Annotated in this window: 17 protein-coding genes; 13 read left to right on the top strand and 4 right to left on the bottom strand. The window is 67.4% G+C overall.

Features of this window, described 5'->3' with window-relative positions; genetic code table 11:
* Positions 1 to 116 precede the first annotated feature (116 nt).
* The 12 genes from IP65_RS03825 to mmsB all read left to right on the top strand — a co-directional run bounded on the left by IP65_RS03825 (position 117) and on the right by mmsB (position 14,468).
* The gene (locus IP65_RS03825) at positions 117 to 830 is read left to right on the top strand and encodes a SapC family protein (protein WP_054130809.1); all 714 of its coding nucleotides are present in this window, start codon (positions 117 to 119) and stop codon (positions 828 to 830) included.
* Entirely contained in the window at positions 823 to 1,851 is a 1,029-nt protein-coding gene (locus IP65_RS03820; RefSeq protein WP_054130934.1) for a cupin-like domain-containing protein, read from the top strand. The genes IP65_RS03825 and IP65_RS03820 overlap by 8 nt, the downstream gene beginning before the upstream one ends.
* The gene (locus IP65_RS03815) at positions 1,848 to 3,347 is read left to right on the top strand and encodes a tryptophan halogenase family protein (protein WP_054130808.1); all 1,500 of its coding nucleotides are present in this window, start codon (positions 1,848 to 1,850) and stop codon (positions 3,345 to 3,347) included. The genes IP65_RS03820 and IP65_RS03815 overlap by 4 nt, the downstream gene beginning before the upstream one ends.
* Positions 3,344 to 4,279 (top strand): family 16 glycosylhydrolase, encoded by a 936-nt coding sequence (locus tag IP65_RS03810; protein WP_054130807.1) that lies wholly within the window; start codon positions 3,344 to 3,346, stop codon positions 4,277 to 4,279. Before IP65_RS03815 ends, IP65_RS03810 begins: the two co-directional genes overlap by 4 nt.
* Positions 4,280 to 4,293: 14 nt before the next feature.
* Positions 4,294 to 5,349, top strand: a complete 1,056-nt coding sequence (locus IP65_RS03805) for a LacI family DNA-binding transcriptional regulator (RefSeq protein WP_054130806.1) — start codon at positions 4,294 to 4,296, stop codon at positions 5,347 to 5,349.
* Positions 5,342 to 6,562 (top strand): MFS transporter, encoded by a 1,221-nt coding sequence (locus IP65_RS03800; protein ID WP_231627540.1) that lies wholly within the window; start codon positions 5,342 to 5,344, stop codon positions 6,560 to 6,562. Before IP65_RS03805 ends, IP65_RS03800 begins: the two co-directional genes overlap by 8 nt.
* A 91-nt stretch (positions 6,563 to 6,653) precedes the next feature.
* Positions 6,654 to 9,083: a glycoside hydrolase family 3 protein gene (locus IP65_RS03795; RefSeq protein ID WP_054130805.1), complete on the top strand. Its 2,430-nt coding sequence runs from the start codon at positions 6,654 to 6,656 to the stop codon at positions 9,081 to 9,083.
* 24 nt (positions 9,084 to 9,107) lie between these two features.
* Positions 9,108 to 10,400 (top strand): sugar MFS transporter, encoded by a 1,293-nt coding sequence (locus IP65_RS03790; RefSeq protein WP_022674925.1) that lies wholly within the window; start codon positions 9,108 to 9,110, stop codon positions 10,398 to 10,400.
* 178 nt (positions 10,401 to 10,578) lie between these two features.
* Positions 10,579 to 11,721: an acyl-CoA dehydrogenase family protein gene (locus tag IP65_RS03785; protein WP_054130804.1), complete on the top strand. Its 1,143-nt coding sequence runs from the start codon at positions 10,579 to 10,581 to the stop codon at positions 11,719 to 11,721.
* Entirely contained in the window at positions 11,718 to 12,785 is a 1,068-nt protein-coding gene (locus tag IP65_RS03780) for an enoyl-CoA hydratase/isomerase family protein (protein ID WP_054130803.1), read from the top strand. The genes IP65_RS03785 and IP65_RS03780 overlap by 4 nt, the downstream gene beginning before the upstream one ends.
* On the top strand, positions 12,782 to 13,564 hold the full coding sequence (locus IP65_RS03775; RefSeq protein ID WP_054130802.1) for an enoyl-CoA hydratase-related protein: 783 nt from the start codon (positions 12,782 to 12,784) through the stop codon (positions 13,562 to 13,564). Before IP65_RS03780 ends, IP65_RS03775 begins: the two co-directional genes overlap by 4 nt.
* A 13-nt stretch (positions 13,565 to 13,577) precedes the next feature.
* Complete coding sequence (mmsB, locus tag IP65_RS03770) at positions 13,578 to 14,468, top strand: 3-hydroxyisobutyrate dehydrogenase (RefSeq protein ID WP_255352172.1); 891 nt, start codon at positions 13,578 to 13,580, stop codon at positions 14,466 to 14,468.
* Between the two features lie 127 nt (positions 14,469 to 14,595).
* Here the strand turns inward: mmsB and IP65_RS03765 are convergent, their stop codons facing one another.
* The 4 genes from IP65_RS03765 to IP65_RS03750 all read right to left on the bottom strand — a co-directional run bounded on the left by IP65_RS03765 (position 14,596) and on the right by IP65_RS03750 (position 24,607).
* On the bottom strand, positions 14,596 to 17,037 hold the full coding sequence (locus IP65_RS03765) for a hypothetical protein (protein ID WP_231627539.1): 2,442 nt from the start codon (positions 17,035 to 17,037) through the stop codon (positions 14,596 to 14,598).
* A gap of 37 nt (positions 17,038 to 17,074) precedes the next feature.
* Positions 17,075 to 19,381 carry a hypothetical protein gene (locus tag IP65_RS03760; protein WP_231627538.1) on the bottom strand — a complete coding sequence of 769 codons (2,307 nt, stop codon included), beginning with the start codon at positions 19,379 to 19,381 and terminating at the stop codon, positions 17,075 to 17,077.
* Complete coding sequence (locus IP65_RS03755; protein ID WP_054130800.1) at positions 19,381 to 21,735, bottom strand: GH92 family glycosyl hydrolase; 2,355 nt, start codon at positions 21,733 to 21,735, stop codon at positions 19,381 to 19,383. The genes IP65_RS03760 and IP65_RS03755 overlap by 1 nt, the downstream gene beginning before the upstream one ends.
* Before the next feature lie 133 nt (positions 21,736 to 21,868).
* On the bottom strand, positions 21,869 to 24,607 hold the full coding sequence (locus IP65_RS03750) for a TonB-dependent receptor (RefSeq protein ID WP_082349740.1): 2,739 nt from the start codon (positions 24,605 to 24,607) through the stop codon (positions 21,869 to 21,871).
* A 405-nt stretch (positions 24,608 to 25,012) separates the two neighbouring features.
* On the opposite strand from IP65_RS03750, the gene IP65_RS03745 reads away from it, so the two are divergent.
* Positions 25,013 to 25,744: a copper homeostasis protein CutC gene (locus tag IP65_RS03745; protein WP_054130798.1), complete on the top strand. Its 732-nt coding sequence runs from the start codon at positions 25,013 to 25,015 to the stop codon at positions 25,742 to 25,744.
* The last annotated feature ends 13 nt before the right edge of the window (positions 25,745 to 25,757 follow it).

Below are 25,757 nucleotides of genomic sequence, written 5' to 3'. Positions count from 1 at the left end.
ACACTGCCCGTCAGCCCGGCCGGATGGCCCTCTTTTCAACGCACTTGCCTGTGGCAGTGGGCGATGAAACAAGGGGGCAGGATTGGAAGAGCCACAAGAGAGAGGACGCCCGTACCGTGACCAGCAGCAGCCGCCACGCCCTGCTCGACAATGCCAGCCATCGCGATCTTGCCGTGGTCACCACCGCCGGGGCGCAATGGGGCGACGGGGTAATGGGATGCCTGGTCGTCCCTTCGGAATTTCGCGCAGTTGCGGCGCACTATCCCATCGTCTTTCGCCGCGACGGGCAGAGCGGGCGTTTTGCCGCGCTGGCCCTGTTCGGTTTTGACCAGGGCGAAAACCTGTTCCTGGCCGGCGATCGCTGGGACGCGGCCTACGTGCCTTTGGCCCACGCCGTGCAGCCGTTCCTGATCGGCCGCACCCGCGATGCCGATGAAGTGCCCCAGGTGCATATCGATCTTGCCCATGCCCGCGTGGGAGCGCCCGGTGGGCAGCGCCTGTTCGATGATGCCGGCGCCCCCACGCCCTATCTCGCTGCCAAGGCAGAGCAACTGGGCGCGCTCGACGCTGGCTGGCGCGCCACGCCGGCGTTTCTCGCCGCGCTCGAACACCATGGCCTGCTCGAACCCTTCACGCTCGATGTGCCCCTGGCCGAAGGCTCCACCCGCAGCCTGGTGGGCTATCACATCATTGCCGAAGATCGCCTGGCCGCGCTCGACGGCGCGGCGCTGGGCGAACTCAACGCCCAGGGCTATCTGCTGCCGATCTACATGGCCGTGGCCGCGCTTGGCCGCTTTGCCGATCTGATGGCGCGCCGTGGCCGTGCCTGAAGGTCTTCCTTGCGTGGCAGAGGTGGCGCTGGCCGATCATGGCGGCGCTCTCGATGCCGTGCTGGTCGCCGCCACGACGCCATGCGTCGTGCGCGGCCTGGCGGCGCATTGGCCGCTGGTGCGGGCCGGGCGCGACAGCGCCACGGCGGCGCGCGCCCACCTTGCCAGCCATGCCCGGCCACGCGCCTTCACCGTGTCGCTGGCCCCGCCGCAAGCCGGCGGGCGCCTGTTCTATGACCAGGCGATGCAGGTCAATTTCCAGACCGTGCAGGAACCGCTCGATGCCATCTGGGCGCGCTTTGGCGCGGCTGAACAGGCGGCAGACGGGCGCGCGATCTACATGGGATCGATCGATATTCCCGGCTGGTTCGAAGGATTGGACGAGGCCAATCCGATGCCGCTGGAGGCAGGGCTGCCGGCTGCACAGAATGCGCTGGCCAGCGTGTGGATCGGCACCGCCAGCCGCGTTGCCGCGCACAACGATTTTCCCCACAACCTGGCGGTCTGCGCCGTGGGGCAGCGGCGCTTTACGCTGTTTCCGCCCGACCAGTTCGCCAATCTCTATCTCGGCCCGTTGGACAACACCCCGGCCGGCCGCGCCGTCAGCATGGTCGATCCCGATGCGCCCGATCTGCTGCGCCATCCCGGCTATGCCACCGCGCTGGCCCATGCCCAGGTGGCCGATCTGGCGCCGGGCGATGCACTGTTCATTCCCAGTGGCTGGTATCACGCGGTCGATGCGCTGGCGCCGTTCAACGTGCTGGTCAACTATTGGTGGCGCGACACGCCGCGCTGGCTGGGCCAGCCGCAGGATGCCCTGATCCATGCGATCCTGGCCATCCGCGATCTGCCAGCGGCAGAGCGCGCGCAGTGGCACGCCCTGTTCGATCACTATGCCTTTTCCGGTGGAGAGGCCGCGCGGGCCCATCTGCCGCCCGCCGGGCAGGGCATTCTCGCCGCGCTCGATGCCGCTGCCGCCGGGCGCATCCGTGCCTTCCTGCTCAGGAGTCTCAGCCGATGACCGATAGACCCTTGCGTATCGTCGTGGCCGGTGGCGGCACCGCCGGATGGATGACCGCCGCCGCGCTGGCGCGTACGCTGGGCCCGGTCGCAACGGTCACACTGGTGGAAAGCGAGGCGATCGGCACGGTGGGCGTGGGCGAAAGCACCATTCCGCCGCTGGTCGCCTACAACCGCCTGCTGGGCATTGCCGAGGCTGATTTCATGCGTGCCACCTCGGCCACGTTCAAGCTGGGCATCGCGTTCGAAAACTGGAAGGCGCCGGGCGAAAGCTATTTCCATTCGTTTGGCGGCACCGGGCGCGATCACTGGAGCGCCGGGTTCCAGCATTTCTGGCTGCACGGGCGCGCGCGCGGGCATGCCGCCCCCTATGGCGACTATTGCCTGGAACTGATGGCGGCCCAGGCCGGGCGCTTTGCTCATTTGCCCGATGGGCGGATGAACTATGCCTATCAGCTCGATTCCGGGCGCTATGCCGCGTTCCTGCGCCGCCTGGCCGAGGGCGACGGCGCCACCCGGATCGAAGGACGCATCGCCCGTGTCGAACTGGACGGCGACAGCGGGGAAATCGCTGCGCTGCACCTGGACGGTGATCGCCGCGTGGACGGCGATCTCTTTGTCGATTGCACCGGTTTCCGCGCGCTGCTGATCGAAGGCGCGCTGCACGCCGGCTTTGACGATTGGACGCATTGGCTGCCATGCGATCGCGCCATCGCCGTGCAAACCGCCAGTGTGCGCCCGCCCGTGCCCTATACCCGCGCCATCGCTCACGATGCCGGCTGGCAATGGCGCATCCCGTTGCAGCATCGCCAGGGCAACGGCATCGTCTGGTGCAGCCGCTATCTCGATGAAGACCAGGCGCTCGACCGCCTGCTGTCGAGCGTGGAAGGGCAGGTCCTGACCGAGCCCAACCGCATCCGCTTCACCACCGGGGCACGGCGCCGGCAGTGGGTGAAGAACTGCGTGGCGGTGGGCCTGTCGGGCGGGTTCATGGAGCCGCTCGAATCCACCTCGATCCACCTGATCCAGCGCGCCGTGCTGCGCCTGTTGCGGCTGCTGCCGGTGAGCGCGCGGCCCGATCCCGCCGATATCGCCGAATTCAACGAACAGCAGTGGGCCGACATGGTCCAGATCCGCGATTTCCTGATCCTGCACTACAAGGCCACCGAGCGGCGCGACAGCCCGTTCTGGCGCCACTGCGCGGGGATGGAGGTGCCCGAAAGCCTGTCGCACCGGATGGACCTGTTCGCCCGCACCGGCCGCGTGTTCCGCAAGAACGAGGAACTCTTTGCCGAAAACAGCTGGGTGCAGGTGATGATGGGGCAGGGCATCACGCCGGCCGCCTATCATCCCGTCGCGGCCAAGCTGCGCGATGATGAACTGGAACGGCTGCTCGCCGGCCTCCGCCGCGAAGTGGCCGATACCGTACAGGGCCTGCCCGGGCACGCCGCCTATGTCGATCACTATTGCGGCGCGCGCACCGGGGCTGCAGCATGAGCCTGGCGCTGGTCCTGCTGGCCGCCGGTGCTGCCGCCACCACGCCGGCAAACGCCGCACCATCGCCACCGGGGCCCGGCTGGCACCTGGTCTGGGCTGACGAGTTTGACGGCCCCGGCATCGATCCCACGCGCTGGACGCTGGCCGATGATTGCTGGGGCGGCGGCAACCAGGAACGGCAGTGCTATACGCCGCGCGCCACCAATGCCCATGTCGCCCACGGCCAACTGGTGATTACCGCGCGCAAGCAGGCCTGGCGCGGCCCCACCTATCCGCAAGACTTGCGCGACAGCGCGGAAAAGGCGGCGGCGCGGTCGGAAAAGCCCTTCACCTCGGCCCGGCTCAGCACCAAGGGCAAGGCGGCATGGCGCTATGGCCGGGTAGAGGTCCGCGCCAAGCTGCCTGGCGGGCAGGGCAGCTGGCCGGCGATCTGGATGCTGCCGGCCCACGATCGCTATGGCCATTGGGCCGCCTCGGGCGAGATCGACATTCTGGAAACCGTCAACCTCGGCGTGCCTTGCGCAGGCTGTACCTCAGGGCGCGAAGACCGTGCCCTGGGCACGATCCATTTCGGCGGCGTGCCCCCGGCCAATCGCCATGTCGGATCGGAAACCCCGATCCCGGCCCCGGTCGATGGCTATCATGTCTATGCCGTGGATTGGGCGCCTGGCGCCATCACCTGGAGCATCGATGGCGTGCCCTATGAAACGCGCCATGCCGGCGAATGGTCCACCACCGGCAGCGCCGATCCCCTGGCGCCGTTTGATCAGCCGTTCTACCTCGTGCTCAACCTTGCCATTGGCGGCGGCCTGCCCGAAAGCCGCAACGGCGGCGGGGTGGACAGCAGCGGCTTTCCGCGCACGATGATGGTGGATTGGGTTCATGTCTGGCAAAGCGATGCCGCTGCGGCTGCCCCCGCCGCCGCGCAGTAAAGGATAGCAGCAGGATGGCGCGCCGCCGTCAGACCGTGACGATCAAGCATGTCGCCGCCGATGCCGGGGTCTCGCTGCAGACCGTCAGCCGGGTGATCAACAACGAGCCCAACGTGCGCCCCGAAATGCAGGAGCGCGTGCGCGAGGCGATTGCCCGCCTGGGCTATGTCCCCTCGATCGCGGCCCAGCGCATGAGCGGCTCGCGCTCGTACCTGATCCTGGCGCTCAACGATCGCACGCGCACCATCGCCGATTGGCGCGCACGCCAGGGCAGCGACTGGGTGGACCAGATGCTGCTGGGCGGCATGCTCAAGTGTGCCGAACACGGCTATCGCATGATCTTCGAACTGGTCGATACCCACAACGACCATGTCGAGCGCGAACTGCTGGCCGCGATCGCCGCGTTGCAGCCCGATGGCGTGGTCCTGACCCCGCCCCATTCCGACAATCCGCTGATCGTGGGCGTGCTGACGCGCCAGGGCATCCCGTTTGCCCGCATCGGTTCGCTGGGGCAGGGCGGGGGCATCCCGTTGATCATGGATGACGAAGGCTCGGCACGAAAGGCCACGCAGGCGCTGATCGATCTGGGCCATCGCCGTATCGGCTTCATCGCTGGCGACGCGGAATACAGCCTCAGCCACTGGCGCGTGGAAGGTTGGCGCGCGGCGATGGCCGAGGCCGGCCTGCCCACGCAGGGTCTTTTGGCGCAAAGCGATTTCAGCTTTGCCATGGGCGCACAGGCGGCGCGCGACCTGCTGGGCCAGGCGCAGGCGCCCACCGCGATCATCGCCAGCAACGACCAGACCGCGCTGGCCAGCCTCGATGTCGCCCATGCGCTGGGCCTGTCCGTGCCCGATGACCTCTCACTGATCAGCTTCGACAATACCCCGGTGGTGCGCTTTGCCCGCCCGGCATTGAGCGCGGTGGATCAACCGGTGGCGGAGACGGTGGCGCGCGCGGTCGATCTGATCATCGCCGCGCAGCGCGATGGCACGGTGCCCGATGGCCCGGTGGTCGTGCCCGCAGGCCTGGTGATGCGCGAATCCGTGGCGGTGGCGCCGCGTGGCTGAGGCGGCCATCCCGGTGGCCGGCCAACACCCCGGCCCGGGCCACGGCGATTGGCCGTTCCTGCTGTGTTATGCCCTGGCCTGGGCCGGGGCGGTGGCCGGCTATGGCCCGCTGCTCACGCTGCTGCTGCCGCTGCGCGTGGCAGAGCTGGCTGGGCCAGCGGCCGTGCCGTGGCTCGCCACGCTGACGTTCATCGGCGCGGTCTCGGCCAGCCTCACCAATATCGCCTGGGGCTGGGCCAGCGATCGCACCGCCAATCGCCGGGGCTGGGTGGCGGCCGGGTTGGTGCTGTCGTGCGCGTTGCTGCTCGCCATGCCGCTGGCGACCACGCTGCCGGCGCTGATCATGGTCGTGGTGGCGTGGCAGGCAGCGCTTAACATGGTGCTGGGTCCGTTGGCCGCCTGGGCGGGCGATTGCGTGCCCGATCGCCACAAGGGGGTGCTCGGTGGCCTGCTGGCCTTTGCCCCGGCCTGGTCGGGCACGATGGGTGCGCTGGTGACCTTGCCCGGCCTCCATTCCGGGCCGGGCGTGGGGTTTGCCACCCGCGTGAGCGTGCTGGCGGTGATCGTTGCGCTGTCCATCCTGCCGCTGCTGCTGATCAGCCCACGGCTCACCCCGCTGCCGGAACCGGCGGCGCTGCCCGATCCCGGCGCGGCGCCGCGTGCGCTGCCGGTGCGGCGCATGTGGCTGGCGCGGCTGCTGGTGCAACTGGCCGAAGCCACGCTGTTTGCTTTCATTGCCTATTGGTTCCTGGCGATCGATCCCACCATGCATGCGGCCACCATGGCGCGCATCTATGGCCTGCTGCTGGCGCTGTCGGTGCCGCTGGCGCTGGTGGTCGGGCATTGGGCCGATCGCCGCGCCCGTCCCTGGCGCCCGCTGGCCGCGTTGGCGGGCCTGGTCGCAGTGGGGCTGGTGATCATGGCGCTGGCGCCGGGCAGGGGGGTGGCGCTGGCCGGCTATGCCCTGTTCGCCCTGGCCATGGCCGTGTTCCTGGCGCTCCATGCGGGGCAGACGCTGCGTGTACTGCCCCGGCCGGATCGGCGTGGCCGCGATCTTGGGCTGTTCAACCTGACCAACACGTTTCCCTCGCTGATCGTGCCGTGGCTGGCGGTGGGCCTGGTGCCCACGCTCGGCTTTGGCGCGCTGTTCCTGGTCCTGGCGGCTTGCGCTGGGCTGGCGGCACTTTTGCTGCTGTCCATCCGCCAGGCCTGACGCACCACACAAGCAGTTGATCTGGCCGGCCTGCCGTGTCAGAAACCGAAATTGAGAACGTTCACAAGTAATCTGCCCGAGAGGATAAGACATGACCCTGCGCCGCCTGTTGCTGGCCGCATCCGGCCTGATGGCCCTGACCCAGCCGGTGCTGGCCGCCGATGGTCCGGGCGCGGCCCAGGCCGATCGCGCCACGGCCCATCCCGCGCAATGGCCCGCCGCGCACAGCCCGGCCGCGATCACCGATCCGGCGACAGAGGCGCAGATCACCGCGCTCATGGCGCGGATGACGCTGGCGCAAAAGGTTGGCCAGATGATCCAGGCCGATATCAGCGCGATCACCCCGGCCGATCTCCAGCGCTATCCGCTCGGCTCGATCCTCGCCGGTGGCAACAGCGGGCCTTACGGCAACGAGCGTGCGGGCGGGGCAGACTGGGCGCGCCTGGTGGGCGAATATCGCGCGGCGTCGGCCAAGTCCGGGGCGGGCATCCCGATCATCTTTGGCGTCGATGCCGTCCATGGGCACAGCAATTTGCCCGGCGCCACGATCTTTCCACACAACATCGGCCTGGGCGCGATGCACGATCCTGCCCTGGTGCAGAAGATCGGCGCCGCCACCGCCGCCGAAATTGCCGCCACCGGCATCGAATGGACGTTTGCCCCCACGCTCGCCGTGCCGCAGGATCTGCGCTGGGGCCGCAGCTATGAAGGTTATGCCGCCGATCCCGCACTGGTTGCGGCCTATGCCCGGGCGATGGTGCTGGGCCTGCAAGGCCCGCTGCATGCCGGGCAGGCGGTGGACGCCACCCATGTGGCGGCCACGGCCAAGCACTTCCTGGCCGATGGCGGCACGTTCGAGGGCAAGGACCAGGGCGACGCGCGCATCACCGAGGCGCAACTGGTGGCCACCCATGCCCAGGGCTATCCCGCCGCGATCGATGCCGGCGCGCTCACCGTCATGGCCAGCTTTTCCAGCTGGAACGGGGTGAAGAACCACGGCAACCGCTCGCTGCTGACCGGCGTGCTCAAGGGCCGCATGGGCTTTGGCGGGTTCGTGGTCGGCGATTGGAACGGCCATGGCCAGGTCGAAGGCTGCACGGTCACGGCCTGCGCGGCCAGCTTCAACGCCGGGCTGGACATGGCGATGGCGCCCGACAGCTGGAAGGGCCTGTTCGACAGTACCCTGGCCCAGGCCCAGCAGGGCACGATTTCGCAGGCGCGCATCGATGATGCCGTGCGCCGCATCCTGCGCGTCAAGTTCAAGCTCGGCCTGATGGGCCCGGCGCCGGTGGCGCGGGGCGATGCCGCCGGTCTGGGCGCCCCCGCGCATCTTGCCATCGCGCGCGAGGCGGTGGCCAAGTCTTTGGTGCTGCTTAAGAACAATGGTGGGCTGCTGCCGCTCAAGCCCGGTGCGCGGGTTCTGGTGGCAGGGCCGGGGGCAGACAGCATGGCGATGCAGGCCGGCGGCTGGACCATCACCTGGCAGGGCACCGATACCACGGCGGCCGATTTCCCGCATGGACAGACCATCGGTCGCGCCCTGGTCGATGCGCTGGGGCAGGCCGGTGGCCAGGCCACGCTGGCGCCCGATGGCCAGTTTGCGCAAAAGCCCGACGTTGCCGTGGTCGTCTATGGCGAGAGCCCTTATGCCGAATTCCAGGGGGACGTGGCCAACCTCGCGTTCCGGCCGCGCAATGGCGAGGATGCCCTGATCGCCCGGCTCAAGGCGCAGGGCATTCCGGTGGTTTCGGTGTTCCTCTCGGGCCGCCCGCTGTTTGCCGGGCCGCTGATCAATGCCTCTGACGCGTTTGTCGCGGCCTGGCTGCCGGGCACCCAGGGCGCCGGCGTGGCCGATGTGCTGGTCGCCGGGCGCGATGGCAGGCCGGTGCGCGATTTTGCCGGCACGCTGCCGTTTCCCTGGCCCGCCGATGCCCGTTCGCCGGTGACCAAGCCGCTGTTTCCGGCAGGCTTTGGTCTGACCTATGCCCATCCCGCGCCGCTGGGCCGGGTGAACGAAGATCCGCGCGTCGATCTTTCGGCCGCGGCCAGCGACAACCTGTGGTTCAACCGCGGGCAGGCGCCATCGCCCTGGCACCTCGGCCTCGACAATGCTGTCACTTCGCGCTCGATTGATCTGACGGCGCAGGAAGACGCGCGCCAGTTCACCTGGGCCGCACCCGGTGCCCTGGTGATCGACGGTCCGCCGGTCGATCTCACCCGCCAGGCCGACGAAGGCTTTGAAGTTCGGCTTGATTGGCGAATCGATGCGCTGCCGGCCGGGCCGATCAAGGTTTCCGTTGGCACGGGCAGCCTGGATGTGGCATCGCTCCTGCGTCTTGCGCCGCAGGGGGCCGTCACCCAGACACGAATTCCGTTGCGCTGTTTTGCTCAGGCCGGGGCCGATCTCAAGAAGGTTGGAACGCCGCTTCGCATCACGGCGCCGCAGGGATTTGTCGTGACGCTCCGCAATGCGCGCGTCGAGGCAACTGGAAGCGTCGCTGCCTGTCCGACCCAAGGATAACGCAGCGTTAGGAGAGAAATCACAATGGCCCTTGCCCCCGATCTTGCTGCGGGCACCCATCCCGATGGCCCCGACGGAGCCGCCCATATCGATGCCCCGCAGCTGCAGGTCTTCGTCATTGGGCTGTTCTTCATCTTCGGCGGGATCACGTCGCTCAACGACGTGATCATTCCCAAGCTCAAGGAGCTTTTCACGCTGAACTACACCCAGGCCATGCTGGTGCAGTTCTGCTTCTTTACCGCTTATGCCGTGATCGGCATTCCCGGTGCCCGCCTGGTCAAGCGCATCGGCTATATGCGCGGCGCGGTGGTCGGCCTCTTGACGATGATGGCCGGCTGCCTGCTGTTCATCCCGGCCTCGCAAAGCGCCACCTATGGCGTGTTCCTGCTGGCGCTGTTCGTGCTGGCGAGCGGCGTGGTGGTGGTCCAGGTCGTGGCCAACCCGCTGATTTCGCTGCTTGGCCCCGCACGCACCGCGTCCAGCCGTCTGACCTTTGCGCAAGGCTTCAACTCGCTGGGCACCACGCTGTTTCCCTGGTTCGGCGCCGCGCTGATCCTGGGCAGCCTGGCCAAGGTTTCGGCCGCCGATCTCACCGGCCCGGCGCTCGATGCCTATCGCACGGCGGAAAGCGGCGCGATCGTGAAGGGCTACATCGGCCTGGCCGTCGCCCTTGCCGTGGTCGCCGCCGTGGTGTGGTCGTTCCGCAACCGCCTGCCTGCCGAAAAGCATGCCGAAAGCGCCGGCCTTGCCGGGCTCGACCTGCTCAAGCGTCCGCGCTTCGGCTTTGGCGCGCTGTGCATCTTCCTCTATGTCGGTGCCGAAGTCTCGATCGGCTCGCTGATCGTCAACTATCTGCGCCAGGCGCATGTCATGGGCCTGGAAGAAGCTGCCGCCGGCAAGCTGATCAGCGTCTACTGGGGCGGGGCGATGATCGGCCGCTTCATCGGCTCTGCCGTGCTGCGCAAGGTTTCGCCGGGCAAGGCGCTCGCCTGCAACGCTATCCTTGCCATCGCGTTGATAGCGCTGTCTACCCACACCAATGGCCTGCTTTCGGGCTACAGCCTGCTCGCCATCGGCCTGATGAACTCGATCATGTTCCCCACGATCTTCAGCCTCGCCTGCGAAAAGCTGGGATCGCGCGCGGCCGATGGTTCGGGCATTATCAACGTGGCGATCTTTGGCGGCGCGGTGCTGCCGCTGCTGACCGGCGGCGTTGCCGACGTGACGCACAGCCTGGCGCTGGCCCTGGTCATTCCGGCGGTCTGCTATGCCGTGATCGCCAGCTATGGCTGGTACGCGCGGCGCCCGGTGGCGTAATCACGCCTGATAAACCTGCCAGTTGCATGCACTGCCAAGGGGCGCGACCATCAGGTCGTGCCCCTTTTTTTGCACAACCGATGCGACCAAAAAGGCATTTGTGCCGCTACCGGCGCTGGGCCATGGTGCCCGCCAAACAGAAACACCGCGTTTAGATGCGGGAGCAGGAGCGCCCTTGATGTCTCAGGCTTTTGCCCTGACCGAAGACCAGCTTGCCATCCAGGACATGACACGCCGGTTCACCGCCGATGAGATTACCCCCCATGCCGCGCGCTGGGATGAAGAGCATATTTTCCCGCGCGAGGTGATCCGCGCCACTGGCGAACTGGGCCTGGGCGGCATCTATGTGTCCGAAGCCGGCGGCGGGGTGGGCCTCGGCCGCCTCGAAGCGGCCTTGGTGTTCGAGGCGATGTCCTATGGCTGCCCCACCACGGCCGCGTTCCTGTCGATCCACAACATGGCCGCCTGGATGCTCGACAGCTATGGGCCAGACGCGCTCAAGGCCCAGCACCTGCCTGGCCTCTTGGCGATGGACAAGTTGGGCTCCTATTGCCTGACCGAGCCTGGCTCCGGGTCCGATGCCGCAGCGCTCGCCACCACGGCGCGGCGCGATGGCGATGACTATGTGATCAATGGAACGAAGCAGTTCATTTCCGGCGGCGGGGTGAACGATATCTACCTGATCATGGTGCGCACCGGCGAGGATGGCCCGCGCGGCATTTCCTGCGTGCTGGTGGAAAAGGACACGCCGGGCCTCTCGTTCGGCGCGCCGGAACGCAAGCTGGGCTGGAATGCCTCGCCCACCGCGCAAGTGATCCTGGAAAACGTGCGCGTGCCGGTCACCAACCGTTTGGGCGCCGAGGGCGAAGGCTTCCGCATCGCCATGGCCGGGCTCGACGGCGGGCGGCTCAACATCGGCGCCTGCTCGCTGGGCGGGGCGCAGCGCTGCCTGGATGAAGCCATCGCCTATGTGAAGGAACGCCGCCAGTTCGGCCGCGCCGTGGCCGAATTCCAGAATACCCAGTTCGTGCTGGCCGACATGGCCACCGAACTGGAAGCCGCGCGCGCACTGCTCTATCTGGCTGCTGCCAAGGTCACCGCCGGCGCGCCCGACAAGACGCGCTTTTCCGCCATGGCCAAGCGCTTTGCCTCCGATACCGGCTCGGCCGTGGTCGATCGCGCGCTGCAACTGTTTGGCGGCTATGGCTATCTGCGCGATTATCCGATCGAGCGGTTCTGGCGCGACCTGCGCGTGCACCGCATCCTGGAAGGAACCAACGAAGTCATGCGCCTGATCGTCGGCCGGGATCTGCTGCAATGACCCCTGATGTGATCGTGCGCCGCGATGGCGCGGCCGGCATTCTTTCGCTCAACCGCCCGCGCGCCATCCATGCGCTGACCCTGCCGATGGTCAAGGCGATGACCGATGCCTTGCTCGCCTGGCAGGATGATCCGGCGATCACCGCCGTGATCATCGATCACGCCGCGGCCCCCGATGGCGATCCCAAGCTGTCGCGCGGGTTCTGTGCCGGGGGTGACATTGCCCTGCTGCGCGGCTCTGCGCTGGAAGATGGCGGCGCGGCTGGGCGCGATTTCTTCTTTCACGAATACCGTCTCAACCATCTGCTGTTCACCTATGCCAAGCCGGTGGTGGCTTTCATGGATGGCATTACCATGGGCGGGGGCGTGGGCATCTCGCAGCCGGCGCGCTGGCGCGTGGCCACGGCCAAGACGCGGCTGGCCATGCCCGAAACCGGGATCGGCCTGTTTCCCGACGTAGGCGGCGGCTGGTATCTTTCGCGCCTGCAAGGGCGGCTGGGCCAATACCTGGCGCTGACCGGGGCGCGGCTCGATGGCGCGGAATGCCTGTGGGCCGGGCTTGCCACGCACTATCTGGATGACAGCGCGCTGGCCAAGGCCAAGGCGCAGATCGCGGCTGGCGAGAGCGTCGGGGCTGCGCTCGATGCGCTGTCGGCCACGCCCGGGCCGGCGCCGATTGCGGCCCATGCCGACGATATCGCGCGCCATTTCATCCATGACAGCCTGGCTGAAACGCTGGCTTCGCTGGCCCGCGATCCCGGCAGTTTCGCCCAGGCGACGCTAGCCACACTCGCCACGCGGTCGCCGTTTTCCTCCGCGGTGTCGCTGCGGCAGCTGGCCACCAGCCTGGCGCTGCCCGATTTTGCCGCCAACATGGCGATGGAATACCGCATCGGCGGGCGCATGATCGTGCGGCCCGATTTTGCCGAGGGCGTGCGCGCGGTGATCGTTGACAAGGACAATGCCCCGCGCTGGAACCCGGCCAGCGCCGCTGACGTGGCGCCCGCCGAACTCGACGCGATCTTTGCGCCCCTGCCGCATCAAGAGGAATGGACCCCGCTATGAGCTTTGAAACGATCCTGGTCGAAACCCAGGGGCCGGTCACGCTGATCACGCTCAACCGCCCGCAGGCCCTTAATGCGTTGAGCAGCCAGGTCCTGGCCGATCTGATCGCTGCCTTCGCCGCGTTCGAGGCCGACCCGGCCCAGCGCTGCGCGGTGCTGACCGGCAGCGGCGACAAGGCCTTTGCCGCCGGAGCCGATATCAAGGAAATGGCCGACAAGCCGGCAGCGGCGTTCTATGCCGAAGACTTTTTCGAAGGCTGGACAAGCAAGCTGGTCAAGGCCACCCGCAAGCCGTGGATCGCGGCGGTCAACGGCTTTGCCTTGGGCGGCGGTTGCGAACTGGCAATGATGGCCGATTTCATCATCGCCAGCGACAATGCCAAGTTCGGCCAGCCGGAAATCAAGCTGGGTGTGGCGCCGGGCATGGGCGGTTCGCAGCGCCTAGCCCGCGCCGTGGGCAAGGCCAAGGCGATGGACATGTGCCTGACCGGGCGCATGATGGACGCGGCCGAGGCTGAACGCGGCGGCCTGGTCAGCCGCGTGGTGCCCCATGCCGATCTCATGACCGAAGCGCTCAAGACCGCGCAGGCGATTGCTGGCATGCCCCCGCTGGCGGCGATGATGAACAAGGAAATGGTCAACCTGGCGTTCGAAACCACGCTCGACCAGGGTCTCCTGGCTGAACGCCGCATGTTCCAGGTGCTCACCGCCACGCAGGACAAGGCCGAAGGCATGGCCGCCTTCGTCGGAAAGCGCCCCGCCAACTGGCAGGGCCGCTGAACCTAACGAAACCATAACGGGAGAGGCTGCCATGGCGGCAATTGCATTCATTGGCCTGGGCAACATGGGCGGCGGCATGGCCGCCAACCTGGCAAAGGCCGGGCACGCCGTGCGCGCGTTCGATCTTTCGGCGCCCGCGCTGGCCGCCGCGCAGGACGCGGGCTGCACGCCCTGTTCCACCGTGGCCGATGCCGTGACCGGCGCCGATGTGGTGGTGACGATGCTGCCCAACGGGGCGATCGTGGGTGACGTGATCGAAAACCAGGTGATCGGCACGGCGCCTGCCGGCGCGCTGCTGATCGATTGCTCCACCATCGATGTTGCCACCGCGCGCCGCCTGGCCGAGGTGGCCAGCGCGGCAGGCCATCCCATTGTCGATGCGCCGGTTTCGGGCGGCATCGCGGCGGCGCGGGGCGGCACGCTGACTTTCATGGTCGGCGGCACCGACCAGGCCTTTGCCGCCGCGCAGCCGATCTTGGCGGCAATGGGCAAGGCGGTGATCCATGCCGGGGCGGACGGCGCGGGGCAGGCGGCCAAGATCTGCAACAACATGCTGCTGGGCGCGACCATGGTGGCGACGTGCGAAAGCTTCCGCCTGGCCGAGCGGCTGGGGCTGGACCTGCAGACCTTTTACGACATCGCGTCAAAGGCGTCGGGCCAGTCGTGGTCGATGACCAGCTATTGCCCGGTGCCGGGCGTGGGGCCGCAGACCCCGGCGGACAATGGCTACCAGGGCGGCTTTGCCACGGCGCTGATGCTCAAGGACCTGCGCCTGGCGATGGGCGCGGCGCAGGAAGCCGGCGCGCCGGTGCCGATGGGGCACCTGGCGGAAAAGCTCTATGCCGCGTTTGCCGCCGATGGCCATGCCGACCGCGATTTTTCGGCGATCATCAAGACGCTTTGACCTCTGAGCGGGGAGCTTGGCCGCCACCACCCCCCGGCCCCCTCCTCTGAAGAGGAGGGGGAGGTAAGGCACTGATTTGAAAGCCCCCTCCTCTTCAGAGGAGGGGGTTGGGGGTGGTGCAAAGCAATCAACCCGCCGGCAAGGTCACCTTGGCCTGGGGGGCATCGCGCAGGCGCAGATGCAGGGCGCCATCTGCTGGACGCGGCACTTTCAGGCTTGAGCCGGTAAAGCCGGGCTGCACGGTGGCGGCGCGGGTGAAATCGCCATCGGCGCCCACGGCATCAAGCAGGAACAGGTTGCGCCCGGTCAGCGTGCAGGGCAGCGAGCCGCCACTGTCGCAGGCAAAGCCGGTGATGCGCGGCAGGCGCGCCAGCGTGGCAAGCGGCTGCCATGCACCCAACTGGCCATCGGCCTTGACCAGGCGATAGCGCAGCGGGCCAAAGCTGGCCGCCGGCAGATCGCTGGCGCGCATCGTGGCGACCAGCACCGTGGGGTCGGTGGCCATCAGGCCCTTGGCCGTGGTCAGGCGCAACCCGCTCTGGCTGCCGGCCGGGGCCACCTCGATCGCATCGCCGCTGCCCAGCACGGTATTGGCGCCAGCGCGCACCGAGAAAACCAGCTCGGCGTCTTCGGGCAGCAGGTCGTCAGAGGCAAAGCGCAGGGGCCGCGTGCCGGGTGGCACGGGCGCGGCGTTGACCGTGCGGCTGATCAGGTCGATGCGCGGCCGCGCGGGGCCGATCTTGATCGACACGGTCTGGGTGCGGCCATCGTCCAGCTTGATCTGTGCCTTGGCCGCCGTGCCGGCGTCACCGGCGCGGGTGTTGCCGCTCGTCGCCAGATGCAGGCGGTCGATCCGCCCGTCGCGCACCAGGCCATCGGGGCGGAACTCAACATCGCCCAGCGTCAGCGCCACCACCTGTTCCAGGCGCTGGCCGGTGATCATCGCCTCGCTGTCGCCGGCGCGGATATCGACCGAATCGATCCGGCTGCTTTCCGCCCGCGCGCGCAGCGTGACATTGGCGGGCGTGCCCAGGCTCTGCTGGTGAATGTCCAGGCGCACTTCGCCGGTTTCACCCTCGGCCAAGGGCACGGTGACGGCCAGGTGCGTGGCATCGATCGCGCGATAGGTCACGCTGCGGCCGGTGGCGCTATTGCCGATGCGCAGGCTGACATCATCGACGCAGCCCGGTGCAGCGCCCTCCAGGATCACTTCGTTGTCGCGCCCGGCCACCAGCGGCCCGGTGGCATTGGCAGCGCGCGACCAGGCCCCGCCATCGGGGCGTTGCACCACGTAATCGGGCCCGTCGAACGTGTCGAAGCCCCAGCGGCCGTGCATGTGCATGGTCAGCGTGGCACCCGGCGGCAGGCTATCGGCGACCACGGCATAGCCGCCAAGGTCTGCCCGCGGGGCCAGGGGGTATTCGCGCGTCGATCCGTCGGTGGCGGTCACTTTCACCGCCATGTCGTGGGCAAAGCCGGTGGCAAAGACCAGCGGTGCTCCTTCCACCGGCAGGACCAGGGCATTGCCCGGCGCGCAGATCGGCCCCTTGGTGGGATTGCGCAACTGCGGCGGGCTGTCTGCCCCGATCGCCGGCATGGCCATGACCATCACCGACTTGGGCTTGTTGAACGAGGGCGCGCTGTTGAGCTTGAGCGAGGCGGTCTCACCCTTGAGTTCGGACAGCGTCGGCAGATAGTTGAACTGCGGGTTGCTGAACGCGCCGAACAGCTTGGCCAGATCGCGCACCACGCCGATATAGGGGCTGTAGAGGCCGGCACCGCCCTGCTGCGTGGTGCTGAGCGAGAGCGCCAGCGTGGTCGGCGCGCCGGTCAGCGTGTCGGTCAGCGAATTGGTGTGGATGTCGCTGAGCACCAGGGTGTCGCGATCTTCCACCAGGCAAGAGGCCTGCTGGTCGACCACCTTGGTCAGGCATTCCTCGTTCAGCTTGATCGACAGGCTGCGCGCCAGTGTCGGCGCCATGCGCTGAAGGTCTTCGGGGTGGGTGGCATTGTCGCCGTTGATCGCGTTGATGAAGGCGATCAGGCGCGCATGATCGAGCGAGGCCTGGTTGAGATCCTGGCTGGCGCGCACGAACTCACCCGGCTTGCCGCGCACCGCATCCACCAGCGTGCCTTGCGCACCGCTGGTTTCCGGCACGATCAGCACCACCATCTGGCGCGCGCCCTTGGGCACGGTCAGGTTGAGCGAATGCTCGTTCGCCTTGTCCTTCCACGTGCGCGCCACGCCGATCCATTCGCGTGGCGGCGGGTTGGTGGCGCCGCGCAGGAACGCCGAAACCACCATCAGGTGCGCGCCCTGGTCACCGGGCAGCGCGGCCGAGATGCGCAGGGTATCGCCTTCGGCCAGGCTGGGCACGCTGCTGATCGGCAGGTCCTGGCCATTGCGGGTGACCATCACCTTGATGTCCGGCCCGATCAGCTCAAAGCGGGAATCGGCGGCCCTGGCGCCGTTCATCGGCACGGCAGCGGCCAAACCGGCCAGTGCCAGTGCCGAAGCGGCAGTGCGGAAACGAGAAAGGCCCGGTGCAAAGGATCTGGCAAACATCATCTGCGATTGTGTCCGCTATGCCATGAAGGTCAAGGAATTATGGTCCGGTCCATTGCCCATCGCAGCGGATCTGCGCTGAACGGGGGATGAGCCAGGTTTCGGCCACCTGCTGGCCACGCCCGCCTCCGCCGGCACCGACCTGCCCGGCAAACGCCAGCGCCAGGCGGCCCTGCCGCGTCAGGGCAGCGGGGATCGCCACTTCGACAAAGGCGGGATTGCTGGGGCGCTGCCGGGGCGGCAGGATCATCTGCCCGTTGGCATAGACCGCCATGGCGCGCCAGTAATCCTCGCCCGCCCAGGTAAAGCGCAGGCACCAGGCGCGCCCGCGCGGCAGGCGATAGGCCAGCCGCAGCGGATTTTCATAGAGCGTTTCGGCATAGGTCAGCGTGGCCAGCGGCCAGCCATCGGCCGGCAGGTGGTCGGCCACACCGATGATGCTGCTGTGGCGGCCTTGCGGATCGGCCAGTTCGCCCCACCCGCGCAGCAGGTGCGCCTGCGCGCCGGGCATGCCCAGGTCATCATAGAGCGCGCCGTGGCGCCGGTCGGCGCGGTCGGCCAGGGCGATGAGTGCAGCCTGCCGCGCTGCTTCGCCGGGGGCGGCCATGGCACTGGCCAGGCGCGGCAGCAGCGCGGCGCGATCGGTCAGATCGGCCATGGCGCGATCGAGGTTGGCGCCACGCTCCCAGTTGGACGCGCCATAGCGCGGGACGCTCAATTGCATGCGCGCCTTGTCCCACAGCCGCGCTGCCAGGCCTTCGAGCTGGCGATAGAGCGCCAGGGTGGCGCGCGGTTCCGCCCGATCGAGCGCGGCACGAGCGCGGGCCACAGCCACTGCACTGCCCGTGGTATCGGCCTTGGCCAGCGCCGCGCGGGCGGCGCGATCAGCCGCTTGCGCCGCGGCCCAGCGCCGGGCGACCAGCGCATCATAGACCGCGCGATAGCGATAGAGATCGATCCGCCAATCTGCCCATGGCGCCGGGTGCAGCGCGCGCGTGGCCGCCAGCGTGGCGGCAATGCCGGGGTTGAGTGCCGGATCGCCGCGCCAATTGCGCTCCAGCGCCTGGGGCAGGGTGGCAAAGCGATCATCACCGATGAAGCGGCGGGCGTGCGCCAGGGCGATGGCCCGTGTGCTGGCATGGGGGTTCCACGCCAGGGCGAGCCACTGCGCCAGGTTCCAATCGTCGTTCACCCCTTCGGAATAGGCGATGAACCCGCGCGTGCCGGGCGCCTGATCGGCAAAGGCGGCAGCCATCGCGCGCGGGCGCGGGTTCACCGGTTCGCGCCCTTCGGTCAGGGCAAAGGCCGGGTGCCAGCGTTGCAGCGGCAGCTGCGCGTGCATGGCATGGGCGGTGTCGGGATAAAGTTCCAGCGGCACCACCCCGGCAAACAGCGCGCGGTGCGCGGCAATCGGGCTGCGCGTCTGCGGGCCGACGAATACGGCTGACAGCCAGGGCGGGCGCTGGCGCACTTGCGCCACGAAGGCGTCAAACCCGGCAGCATCGAACCCTTGCGTTGACACCAGCATTTCGGCGGCGGGAAAGCGCGCGTGCAGCGGCGCGGCGAGCTGCCCCAGCAGGGAAAACAGCGGCGCGGGCGCCGTATGGCCAGGGTCGCCGCCGGGGAAATAGACCGCATCCAGCGCGGGAAAATCCGCCACCAGCGCGGCAAAGTCTTTCTGTTCGGCCGTGACATCGCCCAGCCGCGTGTAATCGCGCAGCAGCGGATAATAGAGCGCCACTTGCAGACCCAGCGCCTGCGCCGCCCGCGCCGTGGCCAGGATCGCCGTGCGGGCCGGCACCGGGGCGAGGGGGGATGCGGTGGCATCGTCGGACACCGGCGCCACCAGCTGCACGCGGTTGGCACCCATCAGCGCGAGGTCTTCCACCTGGCGCGTCAGCATTGCCGGGGTCCAGGCGTCAAAGCTGTTGTTCTTGGCGCGAATGCCGATCTGGTCACCGCGCACGGCCATGGCCGGGGCGCTGTGCACCGGCCCGGTCAGCGTGAGCCGCGTCCCGCGCAGATGGCCTAGCACCCAGCCGGCGGCATAGGCCGCGCTGCGGGGCTGACCTACGCCGATGGCAATAGTGCGGCCATGCTGCTCCAGCACGAAGCCTTCGCCCAGCGCGGGCCTGGTGATGAACTGCAGGGTCAGCGGGCAGGCGGGCGCCGGATCGATCCCCCGCTCGTGCAGGCGGCGCGCCAGCAGGTCTGCCCCGGCGCGGGCCGGGGCATCAGCCTGGATGCAGGCGCCGGCAAGATCGGGCGCCGCCAGCGCTGCCGCTGGCCCGGCCAGGACCAGGGCCGGCGCCAGCAGAGCCTGCACCACACGTGCCGGCAGCGGCATCAGGCCGAAGCCTGGGGCCGGTCTGCCGGGGTGCGGGCAAAGCTCTTGTCCGGCTCTGCCTGCATGTGGAACACCAATGTGCCGCCGGCGGCCAGTTCGGCATGGCGCAGCCATGACCGCGTCAGCGGCTGGCCGTTCCATTCCACCTTGCCGTAATAGGGGCGATCCGGCCCCTGGCCACGCGCCTCGATCACCAGTTCGCGGCCCCCTCCCACGCGCACCCGCGCGCTGTCGAACAGCGGGCTGCCCAGCACATAGACCGCGCTGACCGGATCGACCGGATAGAAGCCGAGCGCCGAGAGGATGAACCACGCGCTCATCTGCCCGCAATCGTCGTTGCCGATGATGCCGTCGGGCTTGGCGGTATACATCGTCGTCAGCAGGCGGCGCACCAGCCGTTGCGTTTTCCAGTGTGCGCCGCACCAGGCATAGAGATAGGCCACGTGGTGCGAAGGTTCGTTGCCGTGGGCATATTGGCCTAGCATGCCCGAGATATCGGGCGGCGCGCCCTTGGGCAGGGTGGACGGCGCGGAAAACAGCGCGTCGAGCTTGGCCTCGAACGCGCCGTCGCCACCCATCGCCGCCATCAGGCCGGGCACGTCATGCTGGTTGAGGAACGTCGCCTGCCAGCCGTTGCTTTCGGTATAGTCGCGCCACTTGGACGAATGGCCCAGTTGCACCGGGTCATAGGGGCTGGTCCAGGTGCCATCGGCCAGGCGCGGGCGGGCAAAGCCCACACTGGCATCGAACACGTTGCGCCAGTTGCCGCTGCGCTTTTCGAGGTGGGCGGCATCCTGCGTGGCACCGGCCGCGCGCGCGATCTTGGCGGCGGCGTAATCGTCATAGCTATATTCCAGCGTGCGGCTGACGCTTTCAAACACCAGGTCTGCCGGCACATAGCCCAGCTGATCATAAAAAGGGATGCCCAGCGAATTGTCGAGCGTGGGCGTGGTGAAATCCAGCGCGCGGCGGCGGATGCCCGGCCAGGCGGCGGCATAATCGGCGGGGATGCCCTTGGCCATCGCCTCGGCCAGCACCGGCACGGCGTGCCAGCCGATCATGCAGCCGGTTTCCACGCCCTGCAGCGGCCAGACCGGCGGGCCATAGGGGCTCTGCTGCGTCTGGCGGATGAGATCGGCCATCATCACCGCAGCATGATCGGGGCGGATCAGCGTCTGCAACGGGTGGAACGCGCGATAGGTATCCCACAGCGAATAGGCGCTATAGGCCGCCTCGCCTTTCGCCAGGGTGTGGACCTGGCGATCGAGGCCGATCGTGCGCCCGTCCACATCGCTCAGCAGCGTGGGGCCCAGCGCGGCATGGTATTGCGCGGTGGCCATGATGGTCTGCTGCGCGGGGGTGCCGCCGCGCACGGCGATGCGCGCCAGTTCGCCATCCCAGGCGGCCTGGGCGGCGCGGGCATAGGTGTCGAAATCGAAATGCGGCGCTTCGGCTGCCAGGTTGGCGCGGGCGCCGGCCACGTCCACCGCCGAAATGCCGGTGCGGATCACGATCGGCGCGCTCCCGGCGTCGGGGAACCAGGCCACGGCCTTGAGCCGCTTGCCGCTGATGGCATGGGTGGCGCCCGCCACTGCGGCAGGGGCCGGGGCGTTGTCGTCGCCATAGAAGTCGACGCGTGCGGGCGGCCGGGAGAACTGCATCGCGAAAAAGATCTCGCGCCCCTTGGCCCAGCGCCACACCCGGCGCCGACCCACCAGCGTGCCATCGGGCAGCCATTCCAGCGCAGCGGCATCGATCAGCGGCGGATAGTCGGAACTGTCGAGCACCAGATGCGACAGGTCGATCAGCACATGGCCTTCGCCCGCTGGAAAGGCATGGCGCTGCACGCCGGTGCGCAAGGTGGCGGTCAGTTCGCTGGTGACGCCGTTTTCCAGCGCCACGCGGTAATAGCCGGGCCGCGCTTCCTCCTGGGTATAGCGCAGGCGATAGCCGGGCGCGGCAGGGTTCTGCTTGGCCGGATCGAGCGGGCCGGGATCGAGCCGCACCGGCCCACGCGCCGGCAGCACCAGCACGTCGAGCATGTCACCAATGCCGGTGCCCGACAGATGGGTGTGCGAAAAGCCCAGCAGCGAGGGATCGCCGTGGTGATAGCCCGAACAGGTATCCCAGCGCGCGGTGTCGGTATCCGGGCTCACCTGCACCATGCCGAACGGCATGCTGGCGCCGGGGAAAGTGTGGCCATCGCCGCCCGTGCCGATGAACAGATCGGGCTGTCCTGCCGTGGTGCGCCCAGGGCTGCGGCGTGTGGCGGCCAGGGCTGGCGTGCCGGCAGCTGCGGCCAGGGCCATGTGGCAGGAGGCGCGAAGAAGACTGCGGCGGGCAAGTGCGATCATGGCTGGCTCCTGGCTGGGCGGTGCCGTCTGGACATGACAACGCCTGCCGGAGCGGTGCATCCGGCAGGCATTGCGGTTGGCGCATGGCAAGGGAGGAAACATGCCATGCGCCGATAGGGTTTGCCGTGTCCGCTCAATAGGCGAACTGCAGGGTAGCGGCAAACACGCGACCGTTCTTGTAGAAGGCGGTGGGCGCGTTCTTGGTGCCGCTGTAGGAGTAGTAGGTGGAGTCCAGCAGGTTCTGGGCATTGGCCTGAACCGTCAGGTTTTCGGTGATCTTGTACCCGATCGAGGCGTCGAGCTGGTGATAGCCAGCGGTCTTGTCCACCGAGTTCAGACGGCCGATCCCGGTGAAGTAGTCGCTGCGCCAGTTCCAGCTGATGCGGGCCTGGAAACCGTCCTTTTCGAAGTACGGGATCACGTTGACCGTGTGCTTCGAAAGGTAGGGCAGGTTGACCACGTTGCCGTCGCTATCCACGCCGCTCTTGGCATCGGCATAGGTATAGTTGGTCAGGATGCCGAAGCCGCCCCAGATCGGCGTCTGGAAGCCGACCGACACCCCGTTGACCGTGGCGTTGGTGGCGTTGACCGGCAGCGTGACCTGGTATTCCACCGGCGTGGTGCCACCGAGCGGGGTAAGCATCTGCGACACGGTCTTGGTCACGATGTACGAGCTGATCTGGCGGCGGAAGTATTCCACCGACAGCAGCGAGCCGGAACGGAAATACCATTCGGCCGACAGTTCGTAGTTGGTCGACTGATAGGGATTGAGATCCGGGTTGCCGCCGGCCGCGGTGAAGTTGGTGTCATTGCGGCTGAATGCGCCGGCCAGCTGGGCATAGCGCGGACGGGCGATGACTTCGGCCACGGCACCGCGCAGCTTGAAATTATCGCTGATATCCCACGACACGTTCAGGCTGGGCAGGAACTTGAGATAGTCCTTGCTGCTGACGATCGGGGTGTAGGTCGCGCCGTTGTCGGTCGAGTTGAAGTAGTTCGACCGGTCGCTGGTATAGACCATGCGATAGCCGCCCGAACCGTGGATCGGGCCGCTGCCGAAGTCCAGCTGGACATAGGCATTGGCAACCTTTTCACGCACGCTGAACGTCGAGCCCTTGTCGATCCCGGTGTCGACATAGAGGCCGTTGTTGAGCGCATCGACCACGCCCTGTTCGGTCAGCGTGGCGAACTGGTTGGCGTTGCCATTGTCGTTGAGGCCGTTGAACAGGCCACCAGGCGTGAGGTGGGTGGTGAAGTCGGTGAGCGAAATCGGGTTGGTGTAGAACACCTTGGAGCCGGTCACGGTCAGCGCGTTCTGGTGCGTAGAGGCCTTGATGCCCATGCGCACGTCCTTGAAGAACGCGTCGCTCACCTCCCACTTGCCGTCCAGCTGGGCGTAGAACTCTTCGTCCTTCTGGCGCGAATGGGCGATGCCGCCGATCTGGTAGCCGTTGATGGTGGTGCCATCGGGCAGCTTCTGCGACGAGGTGGAGAAGCGGCCCCACTGGCTCGCGTCGGTCGGCGCGGTATTGTAGTTCACGCTGGTCGACGTGCCGGTGTAATCGAAGGTGTAGCCACCGTTCGAATAGAGCGACATCAGGTATTCGGGGTTGGTGCCGCCAGTCGCCTTGCTCCAGCCGCCGTTGCCCGACAGGGTGAAGCGGTCGCTGACATGCCAGGTGCCCGCCAGGTTATAGCTGTCGTTGGTCACCTTGGTCTTGCGATAGTTCATGTCCAGCTCCGCCTGGGTGCTGGTGCCATTGGCCATTGAGGCCGAACTGATTAGGCCGTTCGACAGCGTGACTGCCGAAATGTTGCCCGGGTTGTAGTTCGGATAGATGAATTCCGACTGCGAGAAGTTGTTGTAGGTGCCCTGGATGTGCATGCCCGTGGCGATCAGCTCGAAATCGCTGGTGGGGGCATATTGCACGGCAAACTGGCCACCGATGCGCTGGCGCGTCTGCTTGAAATAGGCGTGGTTGATGCCGGCCGGATAGCGGGCATTGGCCAGGTCCTGCGTCGTCCCGCCGTTGATAGCGAGCGCCGAGTTCTTCGGCACATAGTTGCCGTTGCCGTCGGTCAGCAGGTCGCCATTGGCGTCCTTTTGCAGGAAGTCCTTGCCGGTGGAGTAGCCGAAGTATTCGATCCCGGCGCGGGCCAGCGAATCCTTGTCATAGGTGCCGGCCACCATGATGCCGAAGGTTTCGTCCTTGTTCTTCCAGCTGTAAAGCAGCGAGCCGCGCGGGTTGGCGATCTTGGAGCGATCGTTGTAGTTCACGCCGATCGAACCGTTCAGCGAATTCGCCTTCATGTCGAGCGGCTTGCGCGTGCGCACCAGCACGGTGCCGCCCAGCGCGCCTTCGTCGATCCACGGTTCGGGCGACTTGTAGACTTCTACGCGCGAAATCACTTCGGGCGCGAGCAGCGAATAGTTGAACGTGCGGCCGGTCACGTCGCCGGGGTTGCCACCCCAGTCGGCCGAGGCGATCGAGTGCCCGTCGATCAGGATGCGGTTGAGCGCCGGATCGGTGCCCTGGATCGACACGCGTTCGCCGATGCCGAACTGGTGGTCCACCGACACGCCGGGAATGTGCGAGAGCGATTCGGCCACGTTGCGATCGGGGAACTTGCCCACGCCTTCGGCGGTGATCACGTCCATCACGGCAATCGCGCTGCGCTTCACGTCGATCGCGTTCTTGAGCGAGGCGCGAATGCCGGACACGACAATCGCCTGGCCCGGATCGCTGCCCTGATCGGCGGAATCGGCGGCGGCGCTGTTGGGCGCTGTGGCCTGGGCATCCTGCGCGATGGCTGGCGACGACACGATCGTGGCAAAGGTGCTTGCCAGCAATGCTGCACGAAAGAATGACATGTTTTAACCCTCAATCCCGCCCGTATCCCGGGCACGAATGTGTTGAACCCTGAAACGGTGTTGCTTACCCCTCGCGGCTGTTTCCTGGATGTGGTCTGTAACCAATCTAAGTCCAACCGCCACGCAATATGTCACTTAAATGAAACCGGCTGTCCACCAAAACTTGGCCTGACACATCCGCCAACAGAATGAAATAATGTGAAAAAATATACGAAATCCGCCGTTTTCCGGTCTTTTTGCGGGTTGAGGGGTGCGGCATATTGGCCGCAGTCCCAAAAAAATTTACACGGGTTTGGTAGGGACCAAAACAAAGCCACATCGCGCAAAGGTGATTCGCTGGTGCGGTGGACCGCAAAAGGAGCAGGCCAATGAATGCCAATCAGCCCATGACGAAGGCCGGCCGCGATGCTTGAAGTGTGCGTGGAAGACGGTGCCGGCATGGCTGCGGCGCTGGCCGGTGGCGCGGATCGGCTGGAACTGTGCGTGGCGCTGGACCTGGGTGGGCTGACGCCGCCATCGTCCCTGCTCGATCTTGCAGCGCGCCAGCCCTTGCCGGTTCATGCCCTGTCGCGCCCGCGCCCTGGTGATTTTGCCTACAATGCCCGCGATTGTGCGCTGGTGCAGGCCGATCTGGCCGATTTCGCCAAGGCTGGCCTTGCCGGCGCGGTGATCGGTTGCGGCGGGCGTCAGGGGCTGGATCGCGGGGCGCTGGCCGAATGGGTCGACCATGCCCGCGCGCTGGGCGAGGCACGCGGGCGGCCGCTGTCGCTTACGCTGCACCGCGTGTTCGATCTGCTCGACGATCCGTTCGCCGGCCTGGAAATCGCGGTGGAACTGGGCTTTGACCGCATTCTGACCTCGGCCGGCGCGGTGCGCGCGGGTGATGGCGTGGCGCGCTTTGCCGCGCTGGTGAAAGCGGCCAGCGGGCGCATCACGATCATGGCCGGCGGGGGCCTGGAACCGCCCGCCGTGGCCGCCTTGCGCGCGGCCGGCGTGCACGAATTCCACGCCTCGTGCCGCAGCCCGGTGCCCAAGGCCTGCGTCGATGCGCGGTTGATCGACCTTGGCTTCCAGGCCGGGCGTGGGCGCCAGACCGATGTGTCGCGCGTGGCCGCCTTCGTTGCCGCCACACGTTGAAATGGTATTGAAA

Source organism: Novosphingobium sp. AAP1 (assembly GCF_001295765.1).
Taxonomy (GTDB): Bacteria; Pseudomonadota; Alphaproteobacteria; order Sphingomonadales; family Sphingomonadaceae; genus Novosphingobium; species Novosphingobium capsulatum.
Note: the sequence above shows the minus strand (reverse complement) of the source record. Positions and strands in the feature narration are given on the sequence as shown.